The 15,013-nt window shown below is 36.3% G+C and carries 12 protein-coding genes; 3 read left to right on the top strand and 9 right to left on the bottom strand.

Annotation, left to right across the window (positions count from 1 at the left end):
• Positions 1–477: 477 nt before the first annotated feature.
• The 7 genes from C9J35_RS14970 to C9J35_RS14940 all read right to left on the bottom strand — a co-directional run bounded on the left by C9J35_RS14970 (position 478) and on the right by C9J35_RS14940 (position 8,415).
• Positions 478–969 (bottom strand): methylated-DNA--[protein]-cysteine S-methyltransferase, encoded by a 492-nt coding sequence (locus tag C9J35_RS14970; protein WP_054768053.1) that lies wholly within the window; start codon positions 967–969, stop codon positions 478–480.
• Complete coding sequence (locus C9J35_RS14965) at positions 962–1,870, bottom strand: DNA-3-methyladenine glycosylase family protein (RefSeq protein WP_107925137.1); 909 nt, start codon at positions 1,868–1,870, stop codon at positions 962–964. Before C9J35_RS14965 ends, C9J35_RS14970 begins: the two co-directional genes overlap by 8 nt.
• Before the next feature lie 12 nt (positions 1,871–1,882).
• A complete protein-coding gene (locus C9J35_RS14960) occupies positions 1,883–2,443 on the bottom strand; it encodes a bifunctional transcriptional activator/DNA repair enzyme AdaA (protein WP_107925136.1) in 561 nt (186 codons plus the stop codon).
• 24 nt (positions 2,444–2,467) lie between these two features.
• The gene (locus C9J35_RS14955; protein WP_054768052.1) at positions 2,468–3,238 is read right to left on the bottom strand and encodes an isocitrate lyase/PEP mutase family protein; all 771 of its coding nucleotides are present in this window, start codon (positions 3,236–3,238) and stop codon (positions 2,468–2,470) included.
• A 537-nt stretch (positions 3,239–3,775) separates the two neighbouring features.
• Complete coding sequence (locus C9J35_RS14950; protein WP_107925135.1) at positions 3,776–4,438, bottom strand: peptidylprolyl isomerase; 663 nt, start codon at positions 4,436–4,438, stop codon at positions 3,776–3,778.
• 156 nt (positions 4,439–4,594) lie between these two features.
• Positions 4,595–7,366: an ATP-dependent DNA helicase DinG gene (gene dinG / locus C9J35_RS14945; protein ID WP_107925134.1), complete on the bottom strand. Its 2,772-nt coding sequence runs from the start codon at positions 7,364–7,366 to the stop codon at positions 4,595–4,597.
• A 563-nt stretch (positions 7,367–7,929) separates the two neighbouring features.
• Positions 7,930–8,415, bottom strand: a complete 486-nt coding sequence (locus C9J35_RS14940) for a hypothetical protein (protein WP_107925133.1) — start codon at positions 8,413–8,415, stop codon at positions 7,930–7,932.
• A gap of 275 nt (positions 8,416–8,690) precedes the next feature.
• On the opposite strand from C9J35_RS14940, the gene C9J35_RS14935 reads away from it, so the two are divergent.
• Positions 8,691–9,965: a cation:dicarboxylate symporter family transporter gene (locus tag C9J35_RS14935; RefSeq protein ID WP_054768050.1), complete on the top strand. Its 1,275-nt coding sequence runs from the start codon at positions 8,691–8,693 to the stop codon at positions 9,963–9,965.
• Positions 9,966–10,156: 191 nt separating this feature from the next.
• On the opposite strand, the gene C9J35_RS14930 is transcribed toward C9J35_RS14935, so the two are convergent.
• Positions 10,157–11,689, bottom strand: a complete 1,533-nt coding sequence (locus C9J35_RS14930; protein WP_054768049.1) for a thiol-activated cytolysin family protein — start codon at positions 11,687–11,689, stop codon at positions 10,157–10,159.
• Between the two features lie 468 nt (positions 11,690–12,157).
• Between C9J35_RS14930 and C9J35_RS14925 the strand changes: the two genes are divergently transcribed.
• Positions 12,158–12,604 carry a helix-turn-helix domain-containing protein gene (locus C9J35_RS14925; RefSeq protein WP_107925132.1) on the top strand — a complete coding sequence of 149 codons (447 nt, stop codon included), beginning with the start codon at positions 12,158–12,160 and terminating at the stop codon, positions 12,602–12,604.
• Between the two features lie 828 nt (positions 12,605–13,432).
• Positions 13,433–14,002 (top strand): hypothetical protein, encoded by a 570-nt coding sequence (locus C9J35_RS14920; protein ID WP_235616326.1) that lies wholly within the window; start codon positions 13,433–13,435, stop codon positions 14,000–14,002.
• 386 nt (positions 14,003–14,388) lie between these two features.
• Here C9J35_RS14920 and C9J35_RS14915 read toward each other — a convergent pair whose 3' ends face one another.
• Entirely contained in the window at positions 14,389–14,613 is a 225-nt protein-coding gene (locus C9J35_RS14915; protein WP_167395976.1) for a PepSY domain-containing protein, read from the bottom strand.
• Between the last annotated feature and the right edge of the window lie 400 nt (positions 14,614–15,013).

The raw sequence follows: 15,013 nt of genomic DNA, 5'->3' as shown, positions 1-15,013 counted from the left end.
GAAATAATAAAATAAAATCATTGATATACCAACCTGAATAAGCATTATCTGATTTATAACGTAAAAACTTGTTAACGACACTTACATAGTTTGTTTTTTCTGGTGCAATTATTCGACAATATTCATTAATTTATGGATGTTTTCATATGTACGGTGGACGACATGGAACGCATTATGTATATTACTATTTAAATTCATAATACGCCTCCTTAATTGGGATACTATATTGAAAACTAAAATCTGTTTTACTTTGTTGTGTGAACACAAAAGGCTGGCATACATCAATTTCTTGTGCATCAGAAATTAATCATATTCTTAAAGTCATCAAATCCTTTTTTTACAAGCAATTGAATCATATCCTGCACAATAATTTGTTAGTATGCCATAAATCTCTGCCTGCATTCGGTAATCCTCCATCTTTCTTAGCCCGTACCTTTTTACGCAAATTAGTGCCTTTATGTGGAGGATATTTGCCCATCATTTTAGTTCATGGCTAAAGTTAGCTTTTTCATGTTGAAGCAGCCACTCTTTTCGCCACAAACCACCTTCATAGCCGGTTAATGTACCATTTGAACCGATAATTCGATGACAAGGGATGACGATACTTAATTTATTTTTACCGTTGGCACTTCCTACGGCTCTGACTGCTTTGTCTTTTCCAATGGCTATTGCAATCTGTTTATAAGTCCCTGTTTCAGCGTAAGCAATAGTTGTTAACGCATGCCAAACCGCTTTTTGAAAGTCAGTGCCCTCAAAATTATAAGGAATAGCAAATGAAAAGCGCTCACCCTGAAAATATTCATGAAGCTGCTCCATACAATCCACTAGCACTTGGGGAGTATCAACTTGCTTAACATGCACAATTTTGTCTTGTTCTGAAAACATAATGGAACGAATGCCTTCAGCTGAACCAACTATTTCTACTATTCCAATCGGGGATTCGTAATCTAATTTGTATCGTTTAGTCATATAAGGACCTCCATAAATAAAAGGTAGCATATGCTTGCCAACCCTTCCACTGTGTTGCAATTTGTGTAATTTCCGCTATTGTTGGTTTATGCTCAAGGCCTAATTGAATTTTTAACGCATTATGTAGACCCACATCCGCCATCGGTAAAGCAGTTGGACACCGCAAGGATTTCATCATGACATAATCTGCGGTCCATGCACCAACACCTCTAATAGACATTAATGCTTTTTTGATGTCTTGATCGTTTTCTTTCTGAAGTAATTTTTCTGTTGTTAAGGCACCACCAGCCATGAGTTTTGCAATATCAATGATGTATTCACACTTTCTTACAGTAAATTGTAAGTCCCTTAATGTAGCGACCGAAATGGTCGCTATTTTTTCACATGAAGGAAACAGCCAATACGTCTCGCCTTCAAAAGTTAAACTCTCACCAAAATGTTCCACCAATCTCTTTTTTAATGTATAGGCAAATGTTAAGTTTATTTGTTGTCCTATAATCGCCCAAACCAGTGCTTCAAATAAATCTGGAATGCCAATTATCCGTAATCCGTAATATTTTTGCCCGAGCGGCTGCAAAATAGAATCTTTGTGAGCCATCTCATAAAAAGAACTCAAATCCCGCTCTACATCAAACCATTGCCATAAATAGGCGGCAACTTTTTTTCGCGTGGCTGCTGATGGTGATGTTAGTGGAAAATTTACGTGCATCGAGTTTTGCTTACTAGCAATTTGACAGAACACGACTTCTTCATCGAACTTTAGTAATTTAACTAAATAACCAGCATTTATGCGATGCAACGTCTCTTGATTGGACCTGTCTAAAAACACGAGGCATTGGGCAAAATTAAATGCTAGCGGCGTGTAAAGCTCTATCGATGATCCGTGATCCGTCCATTTCATAATCATCACTCCTTATTTATGTAAATTGCGATATTCCGTAGGAGAACAATTATTCATACGGCGAAATACTTTATAAAAATTAGAAGGACTTTGAAAGCCAATATCATAACAAATTGCTAGCATTGTCCAATCTGTACTTTTTAGTAGATGTATTGCCTTATCTATTCTTATTTTTTCCAAATAACTACGTGGTGTTTCAGCAGTCTCTTGTTTAAATAGTCGTTCAAGATAAAACGGGCTAATACCAACATTGTTAGCAATATCCTGTAACGTTAGCTGTTGTTTATACTCTTTTATCAAAAAAGCTGTTACATTTTTGATAAGTTGAGTGTGCGGAGAATGCTCAACCTCTGGCTGACACCTTTTGCAAGCACGAAAACCTGCAAGTTCAACCATATGGATATCATCGTAAAAATCCACGTTGATTTTTTTCGGCTTTCTCGATTTGCAGGAGGGCCGGCAATAGATTTTAGTGGTTTTCACAGCGGTATAAAATTGTCCATCATATGTGTGATCACAAGCTATGATTTTATCCCACATTTCATCAAAAGTAAGATTGATGTTAGTCTCCACTTGAAATTCCCTCCTTGTGTTCAGTTATTCCTCATATAAAAACGAAGTATCCCGTGTGTCCATTAATCGACGAGCATGCTTTGTCAAATAAGCAATGATGCTATCTGATAATGCATTGCCAAAGCTAAAACGTTTAACCCCTAATTCTTTAAGAATAGTACAATTCGTTAATCCAGGTAAAGACATTAAATTTATGGGTACATCAACAGTCAGCGTAAGTTCTCTTATTTCTTGATGATCCGTCATCCCTGGAATAAATATACCGCTAGCTCCACTCTCCACATAAGCCTTCGCCCGGTTTAGTGTTTCAAGAAAAGGCTGCTCCTCATGAAAATAGGTATCCGTTCTAGCGTTAATATAGAAATCTTTATAGCCACGATGTTCTAACGCTGTTCTCAAATGAGTTAGAATATCACAATGCTCTCTTAATGTTCTTAACCCCTGTTGATTTTTCAGTGAATCCTCAATATTGATACCAGCCACACCAACATCCGCTATCCTTAACACATTTTCAACAATCGTTTTAGTGTCACTGCCGTAACCGGCCTCTATATCTGCAGACACAGGTATATTTATATTGTCAGCCATCGTTTTTATAATTGCTAAATGTCTATTAAAATCTATTAACTCACCATCTACGTAGCCAAGCGAATTGGCAATCCCCCAGCTGGTTGTACCAATTGCTTTGAAGCCTGCTTTTTCAAGCGTTAACGCAGATAATAAATCCCAGGCATTGCCGATAAATAAAAGTTCTGGTGATGCATGTAGCTCATTAAATTGTTGTATTGTTGTCATTATACTGCCTCCCTACTGTTTGTAGCTCTCATATTAACAGGGATTCCGTATGTATTGCGTCCTCAATCTTGCTATTATGGTCTGTGAAACTTTTTGATGCATTGAATTTTTCATCACCTTAGCTATAGCCCATTTAACTGCTATATTGTAAGCAAAAAAGAAGCGTCAACCGACAGTAAATACTGTCCCAACGCTTCTTTTTGTTATTAATGGATTACCTCAGAAAAGAATTTTTGTACATGCCAAGGATAGAATCGAATTTTGACCTTTAAAACCTATTATGCCTGTTCTATTATTATAAGCTGACATGGCCATAGTTAGAAATTGTATACTTTCACTTTAAATAAAAACACAATGAGCTTAACCATTTGGGTAAAACTAACTCTGCTAATATCGTCCATTAGAATATAGGGCTCAAGCCGTTTCATTATTTAAACTGTCTACTTGTTAGGGGTCAGTTTTTTGCAGCACTATTACTTACAATTTTATCAAATGATACTACGTTAAATACACCAAGTTTCGGATCGTCATACGACCCTATTTTTGTACTACTGGAGCTGGGTAGTCAAAACCCTTCGTATCCACTTCGACCTTTTTCATTTGCTGATCTTCTAACGGCTTATTTGCACTATCTCGGTCAGCAGCAACAATAGCATCAACTGTTTCCATTCCCTCGATTACTTTCCCAAAAGAAGCATATTTACCGTCAAGTTGTGGTGATTCTTCTACCATTATAAAAAATTGAGAACCTGCAGTATTCAGATCCTCCGTCCGCGCCATTGAAATCACACCGCGTTCGTGTTTTAGATTATTTTCAAAACCATTTGAAGAAAATTCACCTTCAATGGTATAGCCTGGTCCACCTGTCCCATTGCCTGAAGGATCTCCACCTTGAATCATAAAACCAGGGATAACTCGATGGAAAATCAGACCATCATAGTACCCTTCTTCAACTAAAGAAATAAAATTAGCAACCGAATTGGGAGCTGTAGAAGGCTCTAATTCAATGACAATTTTTTCATCATTGCTCATGGTAATCGTCACAATCGGATTTTCTTTCACAGCTGATGAATAATCTGTTTTTTCGCCTGATTCCTTCGCTGTGTTCTCTTTTTCTGCCGATGTTCCACAACCCGTTAATACAAAAGCTACTGCCATCAGACTAAAGACAAAACTAAATAGTTTATTTCGCATGGACATATTCTTGTCAACTCCTCTATATATTCAGTTACAAATATTTACCTAAAAGACAAATGAGCATTCTATGAAAATATAACACTACATTATATATGTACTCATGTTGAACACGAAAGTTTGGCAAAAATCCCCTAGGTGTTAATTTAGGGGGATTTTCATTTATTTTTGCCAATTGCTTAATTCCTTCAGCAACTCTGGTAACTGCAATTTCTTGACATCAATTGGTGGCAAGGCCTTAATAAATTCCTTACCGTATGACTTTGTGCTAATGCGGCGATCCAAGACAATAAATGCTCCTTTATCTTGAGACGAACGAATCAAGCGACCAAATCCTTGCTTAAAGCGCATGATGGCTTCTGGTAATGATAGTTCATTGAAAGAGTTGTGCCCTTGTGCTACGAGATGTTTTGCTCGTGCTTTAAAGACGGGTTCTTCTGGTGACGAGAATGGTAGGCGCACGACAATAACAGAGGCAAGTGCGTCGCCTGGTACGTCTACACCTTCCCAGAAGCTATTTGTCCCAAATAGCACGGCATGACTAAATTTTTGGAATGATTTTAGGATACGCATACGACTCCCACCCGTGACTCCTTGTGCAAAGAGCATATAGTCGTCGAGTAGTTCACTGTCTTGGATGAGCTCAACCGTTTTTCGCAGCATGTCCTGCGCTGTAAATAGCACGAAACAACGCCCTTCTGTCATACGCACTGTGCGTGTGATGGCATGTGCCACGGCTTCAATATATTCATCCTGTGTAACATGTTGAATATCAGGCATATCTGTCACAATATAGGCCTTGGCACCCGCATAATACGCTGATGGTGCCTGTAGCTGTACCACTTGCACACTATCGGAAATGCCTAGCTGACGTGTAACAAAGCGTTCATTCCCTGGCACAGTTAACGTACCTGAGGTCCACACGATACTTGCTTGTCGTCGAAGTGGTGCAAGTACTTTTTCAATAATAGGTGTCACATTAATGGGCTTTTTATAGACGCATAGACTGCCTGGTACACTGCGTAAATCAAACTCAAGCCATACAGAATTATCCTCCTGTGGAGACAGGAAAATTTCTTCCCATTCAACGATTTTCAGCTTCATTTCGCGAATCCAATAATGCCACTCTGATAGAATGAAAATTTCATTGTTGTCGAGCTGTTCGATATCGTTGTCAAAAGCTTGACCCGCTTCCGTTGCTAGATCTAGCCACTGCTGTAGAAGCTTGCTCACGTGCAAAAGCGGCTCTTTCGCTAAAGCGACATCCTCTAAAAACAATGTACACTTGCTGCCTATTTGCTTGCCCTTTACTTGTTGCTGCATTCTTTGTACCGCACGAGAAATGGTTTCATCAAAGACGCGCTGTAGGCGGATAAAATGTTTATCGAGTTGCTGTAAGTTCTGCATAGGCACACGTTGTTTCTTCTTAGCAGCTTGACTAAATTGCTGAAAGAGCGCTGTGTCCTCCATTGTGCCAATTTGTCCAAACACGTATTTCCACTGTGTATAGGATAAAACTGTTTCATCTTGTTGCATAGCAGATTGAATAAATTGATGGGCCTCATCGATAATCCAGCCATCAATTTGTGTAAAAATAGGCGTTTGACGCACTAAATCACTGAGTACCATTGAATGATTGGTCACAATACAATCCGCTGTCTCACTATTTTTTAACGCCTGTTCATAGAAATCGAAGCCCTTTGATGGTTTTTCATCAGGCATTTTCCGAATTTTTTCTAAAAATAGCTGTCCTCCACCTGAAACATTGAGCTCACTTAATACACCGGTTTCAGTTTTCGTAAGCCACACAAGAAGCTGTAAAATGGTAAAAGTATCATCATAGGATTCGTCCGCATAAGCCATGTACTGCTCAAAGCGTGTGAGGTCGATATAATGTTGCATGCCTTTGAGTACAGCAATATTCACCTTTGTGCCGAGGATTCTTTCGATTTTCGGTAGCTCCTCTTCAACAAGTTGCTCCTGTAAGTGTGCTGTATACGTACTGATGGCAATTTTTTTATCATGTGTACGGGCATATAAAATGGCAGGTAATAAATAGCCGACCGTTTTGCCGATGCCTGTCGATGCCTCAATGACACATTCTTCTTTATCGTTAAGTGCCTGCCAAATTGTGTCCATCATCATAAATTGTGCTGGGCGTTGCTCAAAATTCGGCATAGCCTTCGCCATAATGTTTTCTTTGTCCGTTGCTGTTTGTGGGTAAGATGGTAGCTCCAACTTGTTGGTATGTGTTTTTCGTCCATCACAAATAGCAAAATTGCGGTAATAGGATACATTATCATGATTTGAGAGGTGTTGGCGTTTAATTTGCAGTGCCTCAAAGAACAACTGTGCTAAATTTGATTTTAAGCGGAACGAACGCTTATGCATTTGTTCGAGTGTTAGTTGAGGTAGGCTGAGGAGCTCGTTCCAACATTGTTTGAAAAGTTCAGCTGTCGCACGAGCATCATCGTCCGCCCGATGTGCATTGGCTAACTCGATATTTAAATCTGCTGCTAAATCACCAAGCTTAAAGCTTAATGACATAGGGAAGACAATTTTTGCTAGTTCAACCGTATCCATCTTCTTGCCATGCCATTTTGGTAAACCCGCTCGTTTAAATTCTGCTTGTAAAAAGGATAAGTCAAAATCCGTATTATGCGCGACAAACACACAATCGGTAATTAGTTCATATATGTAGTCCGCATGCGCTTCAAACGGCAAGGCATCCTTTACATCCTCATCCGTAATTTGCGTTAAATCTTGAATAAAGGACGGAATGGCTTTTCCTGGATGAATAAACTTCGTATACGTACGCTCAATTTTCCAATCCTTCATAATCACAATGGCAATTTGAATCATTCGGTCACCATTTGCTGGCGAATGACCAGTTGTCTCCAAATCTACAATTGCATACTTTTGACTTTCCATCATACATCTCAACTCACAGTTCACATTTGATAGATGAATTTTATCATAAAACCATGTATCGGGTCATGCTTCTGTCGTTTTCATTTGCTTCGGCTGAGTGGATAGAGCGTTTAGTCAGAAAAGTTGGGCGGTTTTCATACAAAACTGGGCTACTTTAATTCTTCCTGTTGAGCTGTTTAATCCTTTTATTCACTTCTCCCCCTGTGAAATTAATGGTTTCAATTTGTTTTATTGATAGAATGAAGCACTTGAAGCATTTTCTATACAGAAAAGGACAGGGTTGTCGCAAAAGTTTTTCGTTCCTTCCAAACGGAATTGGAAAACAGTAATGTATTGCAATGTATATAACGAAGCATCTAGCCCATCGTTTACAAACGGGATAGTCAAAATTATAAAAAAATGAAAGATGGAAAGACAATTCAATTTCTCTCCATCTCTTTAAATTTGTGAATTATTTCTATGATGGTGATTTCAAACTCCAAAATTACTGAACGAAAAAGACAGCAAAACGCTGTCTTTGTAAGAAGATACTATTCACGATGTTTTCGATACGAATATTGATCTAGTTATTGAAGTAACTCAACCTTTACCTTTAATTTTATATCTATAGGAGGCTCTTCCTCTTCTACAACAGCATATATGTCATAATTTCCTTTGGGTAATCCGTCAAATACTTGTTCAAAACTTTCTTTCCTTTTTAAGACACCATTTGCTACATATGTTTCTGTATCTACATTTCGAATTTTGTATAAAAAGCTTTCAGTACCAGTATTTAATAAGGATATTTTAAAGGGCACACGACCCGCATAAGTAAAATAAGATATATTTTCACCTATAGGTGATATTATCTCTGCATCAATCTCAAGAGGATGAAAGCCTTCCAGTGTTTCTTCGTTTTCCTCCTTATGAGTAGTATCTAAGACAACAGGTTCATTTTTTATAACTTCTGACGCTACTTTTGTAGATGGTTCTTCTGTTTTTGATGAAAATGCATTACACCCTGATAGGAGTACAATCAAAGTACATATACAAGCTAATTTATAAATTTTCATATTTCCCCCTACTTAAATTAGTAAATATTTGTAATTATATCACAAAGCATAAATAGTTCTAAATTATAAATATAAGAAGAACAGGCGCCCTTTGTCATTTCCTCCTACTTTGTGGTTCAGCAAAGTTATCTATTAAGAAATTTATATCAAAATATTATATTCAGATATTTCTCAAAAATAAATTAATTTTCATCGGATTTTGTCGGATTTCGTAAGTCCTTCGTATTATAAATGGCAGACATGTCTGATAAATTTAATATTCGGAGGTACGAGGTTTGAAAAAGAAATTTAAAATCAGTTTAGCCACTCAAATCTTAGTTGGTTTGATTTTAGGTATTATCGTTGGCGGCATCTTTTATGGAAACCCCAAAATTGAAACATATTTACAACCACTAGGGGATATTTTTCTTCATCTAATTAAGATGATTGTTGTACCGATTATTATTTCGACATTAATCGTAGGTGTTGCTGGAACTGGCGACATGAAACAGCTAGGACGATTAGGTGGGAAATCACTTATTTACTTTGAAGTCATTACAACAGTCGCAATTGTTGTAGGACTACTTTCAGCAAATCTATTCCAACCAGGTGCTGGTGTGAATATGAACGAGCTTTCTCAAGGCGATATTTCGAAATACGTTTCGACAACAGAGGCAGTACAACATGAAGGTCCGTTCGATATTATTGTAGGTATTGTACCAACAAATATTATCCAATCTATGGCTGAAGGCGATATGCTTGCGATCATCTTTTTCTCTGTGATTTTTGGTCTAGGGGTTGCTGCCATTGGTGAACGAGGTAAACCAGTGTTAGACTTCTTCCAAGGGGTAGCTGATGCTATGTTCTGGGTAACGAACCTTGTTATGAAATTCGCGCCACTAGGGGTATTTGGTTTAATCGGTGTAACCGTTTCCAAATATGGATTCGCTTCATTAATACCGCTTGCGAAACTCGCTATACTTGTTTATGCAACCATGCTATTCTTTATCTTTGTCATTCTAGCGCTTGTGGCAAAATTCGCAGGAGTCAGCATCTTCTTCTTAATTAAAGTATTAAAAGATGAGCTGATTTTAGCGTTCTCAACAGCAAGTTCTGAGGCTGTGTTACCTCGAATTATGTTAAAAATGGAGAAATTAGGTGCTCCAAAGGATATCGTATCCTTTGTTATTCCAACTGGTTACTCCTTTAACTTAGATGGTTCCACACTGTACCAAGCGATTGCTGCCTTATTTATTGCTCAAATGTACGGCATTCACCTAAGCATTGGTGAACAAATTACGTTAATGCTTGTATTAATGGTTACATCTAAAGGGATTGCAGGTGTCCCAGGCGTATCATTCGTTGTCCTTTTAGCAACGTTAGGTACTGTCGGCATTCCACTTGAAGGCTTAGCATTTATTGCGGGTATTGACCGTATTCTTGATATGGGACGTACAGTCGTTAACGTAATTGGTAACTCTCTTGCGTCATTAGTAATGGCGAAATGGGAAGGCCGTTTCGATACAGATAAAATGAAAAATTACTTTAAAGATAATGAAAACTTAGCATAAAAATCAGCACATTATAGGGCATCGCACTGCCTAAAAATGAGACAAATAAAAACACCTTACGTTGAAATTGAATACCAAGATCAGCGTAAGGTGTTTATTCTATGTTTTATTCATTTCTAACAAAAGAATGAAGTACTTTTTGTATAGCCCAAGTTTGGATGGACGTTACAAGTACCGCCCATGACGAATACCTAATTAATCGTGCCTGTTGGGTATAATGTTGTTCCCCCAATTGAAACTTTTATTTCATTAGATAATGGAACATTGTATTCATCAATAATTGTTCTCCACCAATCCCATGCAAGACCTGTACATTCTCTTGCATAAATTCTTATATTTTTCGAATTAGGCGGAAGTGGTATTACTGTAGAGAAATGAGCTGTTTTGTCTTTCCAGTTTCCTTCCCAAGTTTTATGGGTTAGTACTTCTACCCCGTTTTCATCATATGAAAATTCATCCCAGGCTACTTCAAATTGCGCAACATATGCGCCATAATGATCAAGGATGATGCTACCTTTCGAATATTCTGTAGTTGTCGTCTCGATATAATCTGTACTGTTATGAACAGCAGCAATTGAATTATCCTTTAAGAAAACACTACTATATGAAATTGGGTATGCTGGATTTTTAAGACTAAATTCTGCGTTATCTTTAATTATTTTTCTAATATCATTAAAGTCTTTTGAGACAACCTGATTATGTGCTTGTGAATCTCCGCCTAATACTACAGCAGTAAAGGAACTTTCTTCAAAAATATCTTTGTACTGTGCACTAGACTCAACATTGGTATTGACATCATTTAGTAAGGCTTTAAAAGCTGCTTGTACATCCTTACTCTTAGAGCTTGTTTCTAATTTCACATAAATGGTTCTGCCATAAGCTACATTTGACACCATAACTGGAGGAGCTTCATTACTTACCCCTTTACGGGTTAACTCTTCAAAAAGAACACTATCATCAAAAAGGTCTGATGGATTGTTAGGTAGTTCTGCACTTACGGTATAAAATATTTGTTTATATGCCGCAACCATCACTTTTTTCTCTCCATTTTCAATCGCGTTAAAATCAATTCCCAGTGAATTGTCAAGAACTTTGGCGTTAACATTCAGAGTGCTTGCTATTTGAGATTTACTATAAACCATAGATTCTGAATATTGTAGTCTTGCAGGTAAAGTATGGCTTGTTGAATATTTTTCACTCCAAGTAGATATTAACTCATCTACTGCCCCAGACACATTACCATATGTTGGATTATCCACAGTCAGAGTATTTTCTCTTTTCATGCCAGGTAAATCTATGCTAATATTTAGCGGTTTTCTTTTAGCCACCAATAAACTAGGTTGATTGTCTGCAAAAGCTTTGTTTGCCAGTTGTAATGCTCCTGGATAGGCACGATTCGCAATAGAATCGATAATAGAAATATCCACCGGTGAAGTTGTAAGTGATCTTTTGTTACGTTCAACCACTATAAATTTATTATTTGAGTTTATTCCTTCTTTTGGAACAAAACTATCAATTTTATCACCATTCACTGCTAAAACTTCGCTACTATTGTAGTTCAAGTTTGCTATACCAGTATCAATGTCATTAGATTTGCTTGTTTCACTAGGCAAATTAGTATCAAGTGGTTCAGCAAAGGAAATAATCGGATAAGTTATAATGCATAAACTAACAGATAAACATACTAGAAATTTTATTACTTTAAAATAATTTGGATTCCTCAAAAAAACCACTCCTTTTTTAGGAAATTATACCATAGAAATATCCGGTTTAAATATAGCAGTTTAGTTGCATATTCGGTTCGCTATAGAGCAATTCATTAGTAAATATGACACATTAGACCATACTCCCCTACCAACACTTACAGTGTACTTTTGTTGAACTATTGTGCCCCGATTAGTTGAAATTACAAGAAAAACGGTGTCCTAGCAGCCTTTTTCTTAAATGAAAAACATTTATAAGGAAATAATGAACAAGGAACCCCATAAAAGACACTGACTAAACTGCTACTTTAACAATTTACAGAAATTCTGTTAAATCCTATTTTTTGTAAAAATAAACAGGTAAATGAAGGGCTACAAACAAAAATAAATGCTGTTTCCAAGGGGAAACTAATAGTTTACACCCTTGCAACTATACGGTTCTTTATTTTTTTAGTGCAAATAAATATACTGTGGATAGGAGTTGATCAAATGTATTTTTCTTCAAAAATAAAGGAAGAACGTCAAAAGCATAATATGTCACAACAACAGCTTGGAGAAAAACTTAATATTAGTAGACAATCTATTTCCAAATGGGAACGTGGAGAAAGTTATCCTAGTATTGAATTGTTAATTAAGTTAAGTGACATATTTGATATTACTCTTGATGAATTAGTAAATGAGGATAATTCTTTGAAAGAGAAACTCATAAAAGATAGCCAAAAATTAGTCTATCCAAGGTGGAAATTGTTTTTTGATATTCTTCTAATAATTGGATTTTTAATCATACTAGCTAAGATATTCATTGTAATAGGTAATAAGTTATTTGATTTAAATATTGTGTTCTTACAAGATTCTCTGTTATTTCAAATTGGACCGTTTTTTATGACTATCATTGGAGCAATTGGTAGCGAATCTCTAGCCAAAAAATACAAATAATCATTTTGGATTTAGAGTTATACACTAATTATATCGGAAAGTCCCTTCAAACTATCTGAAGGGACTTTTTTCAGTATATATCTTCTTAACAAAACTGCGTCATTAGCACAAGAAGCGACTTGTCTTATTGAACAATCGCGTCCGATAACAAAGGAGTCTAAAACAATAACTTGTATTTAAACTATCGAGTTAGTTTAAATACAAGTTTTCACAAACCTCATTGACCTATGTCTTGTTATTCAATAAGCATTGTCATTTTTCTACTATGGTTCCATCCAAAAATCTAGAGTGGCTTTTTGATTTAACTTCCAAACTTTTCAATCTAACGATGTATCGTTTTTACTTTAAGAATAGCCTGCCGCTCGTAGTGCTATATGCCCTTTTTGTAAAATTCGAGTTTTTGTAATTTTTAACTAACTTCATCTACATAACTGCTATCGGGGACATTTTGAATGGATTGTTTGAAGGCATATTCATTATTTATGAGTAAGAAAGCAAAGTGAAATAACGACACTTTATATTATTTCTCTCATATAATCTCTCAATCGTTCTGTAATTCGCTTTCGCTACAAAAGAAATCTTCAGATTAAAGAACCAAGAGTTTTATTGTATTCAGGCAAAAGTCTATCTATCCTTTCCATTTAAAATTATTATTCACTAGCTTTCTTTTAATCTAGGTATTCATTTATTTTTCAACATTTCTAGAAATAAATTATTTTTACTCTTTTATAGGGTCAAATTACCACGTACCCTTCATTTAAATTCATAGATTAGAAGTGTAAGGCTTAACGCTAGCATTACAAAAAAACTTACAAAAAGGGAGATTGAATGATGAAAGATAGTAGATACGTAAAACATATGAATTGGGATTATAACAAAAAGATGGCTAAAGGTGAAAAATTCAAATGTTGGTGTGAATGTGAAAAACACGAAGAGAAACATGATAAATGCAAGTGTGACCACAAGAAACACGAAGAGAAAAAATGCCATCATCGCAAACATGAAAAAGTATTTATTGATGTAGAAGTAGAAGTAGAAGTAGATGTTGACGTCGAAGTTAAAAAGCGTTGTAAGAAAAAAGAGAAAGATTATGGCCACAAAGACGATTACTACTATGAAGACGATTCTTACTATGAAGATGAAAAGTACTCATATAAAGAAGAGAAATCTGACAAACACCGCTGCAAAGGTTGCGCTTGTGACTTCTTAAAACGCTTAGAACCAGGTACTTTAGTAGACGTTTTCCTATCAGGTGGAGGCAGTTTCTTAAATCTTACTTTCATCAACTTGGATCCAAAAAGTTGTTGTGCATACTTCCTTGAACTAGATGTTGCTGCTGCAGCTACACCAGTTGTCATTGACTGCCAAAAAATTGACGCTATTAGACGCGCTGTATAATTCAAGCTACCATTATAAAGACATAAATATTGCATTAATTTATTACTAATAAACCTATATAATTTGCCAGGCTAACACTTCTATGTAGCCTGGCAATTTTATTATAAATTTGAATCGCCGTGAACTAATGGTATTCTATATTGACTTAAAAGCAGGAATTTCAAATCAAATTATTAGAGGTACTGCAAGCGCAGGAATTAATATTGTTTAAAATAAATATCCCTTTCCTCTAACCAATTATAGAAAATTATAGGCACATAAATAAGAAAATAAAGAAGCCCCCCCATCACAGGACTGAACCCCGAATAGTAGACACTTTAAAAAGTGACCCTATTCGGGGTTCAGTTCATTAATTGAATCCTGGGCTTTTTGTTAATAAAGATGATTTAATCAAAATCATTTTCTTCTTCAATTTTTCGAATTACACCTGTCTTTGCGTTTACTTCTACTTCATAAATCTTATTTTGAGAAGTCATAATGAATATTTCATACACTAATGTACCATTTTCCATATCCATGCCATAATGTATGATTTGACCAGGTACTCTTTGCACGGCAATCTGCATTGCTTGTTGTGGAGTAATTCTTTGACTATATGAAGGCATTACCATAATTATATCCTCCTCTTTTTGCATACATGCTCTTATATTATGCAAGACCGAAGATAACTGTTATCACTAATATTTACCACGTCTTTGCTGAATTGTACCCATTATCGTAAAGAAGCTAGTGTTGGTTGAAGTTTCATTAAAACTACCAAGTTAAATTATTTAAGAATGTAAGAATATCTTTGTTCACTTCGTTAATGTCAATGCCTATTGTCATTAAGGCGGCGACTCCTGGGGGATTAGCGTGACGCCTGAGACTACAGGCTCAGGCCACGCCCACGCAAAGCGTCCACCGTAGTGGACATCAACGTTCACAGCAAAAAAGTGCTAGATCGACAACAGTCAATCTAACACTTTTTCTCTTTTGTACAGCCTCTCTCTTATTGTCATAATCTATCCATTT

The sequence above is a fragment of the Lysinibacillus parviboronicapiens genome (assembly GCF_003049575.1).
Taxonomy (GTDB): domain Bacteria; phylum Bacillota; class Bacilli; order Bacillales_A; family Planococcaceae; genus Lysinibacillus; species Lysinibacillus parviboronicapiens.
The sequence above is the reverse complement of the archived record's forward strand: the minus strand, read 5'-3'. Positions and strand labels throughout refer to the sequence as shown.

Coding starts and splice junctions, on each gene's coding strand:
- C9J35_RS14970 (WP_054768053.1), bottom strand. CDS start 969: ATGACTAAACGATACAAATTAGATTACGAATCCCCGATTGGAATAGTA.
- C9J35_RS14965 (WP_107925137.1), bottom strand. CDS start 1,870: ATGAAATGGACGGATCACGGATCATCGATAGAGCTTTACACGCCGCTA.
- C9J35_RS14955 (WP_054768052.1), bottom strand. CDS start 3,238: ATGACAACAATACAACAATTTAATGAGCTACATGCATCACCAGAACTT.
- C9J35_RS14950 (WP_107925135.1), bottom strand. CDS start 4,438: ATGTCCATGCGAAATAAACTATTTAGTTTTGTCTTTAGTCTGATGGCA.
- dinG (WP_107925134.1), bottom strand. CDS start 7,366: ATGATGGAAAGTCAAAAGTATGCAATTGTAGATTTGGAGACAACTGGT.
- C9J35_RS14940 (WP_107925133.1), bottom strand. CDS start 8,415: ATGAAAATTTATAAATTAGCTTGTATATGTACTTTGATTGTACTCCTA.
- C9J35_RS14925 (WP_107925132.1), top strand. CDS start 12,158: ATGTATTTTTCTTCAAAAATAAAGGAAGAACGTCAAAAGCATAATATG.
- C9J35_RS14920 (WP_235616326.1), top strand. CDS start 13,433: ATGATGAAAGATAGTAGATACGTAAAACATATGAATTGGGATTATAAC.
- C9J35_RS14915 (WP_167395976.1), bottom strand. CDS start 14,613: ATGGTAATGCCTTCATATAGTCAAAGAATTACTCCACAACAAGCAATG.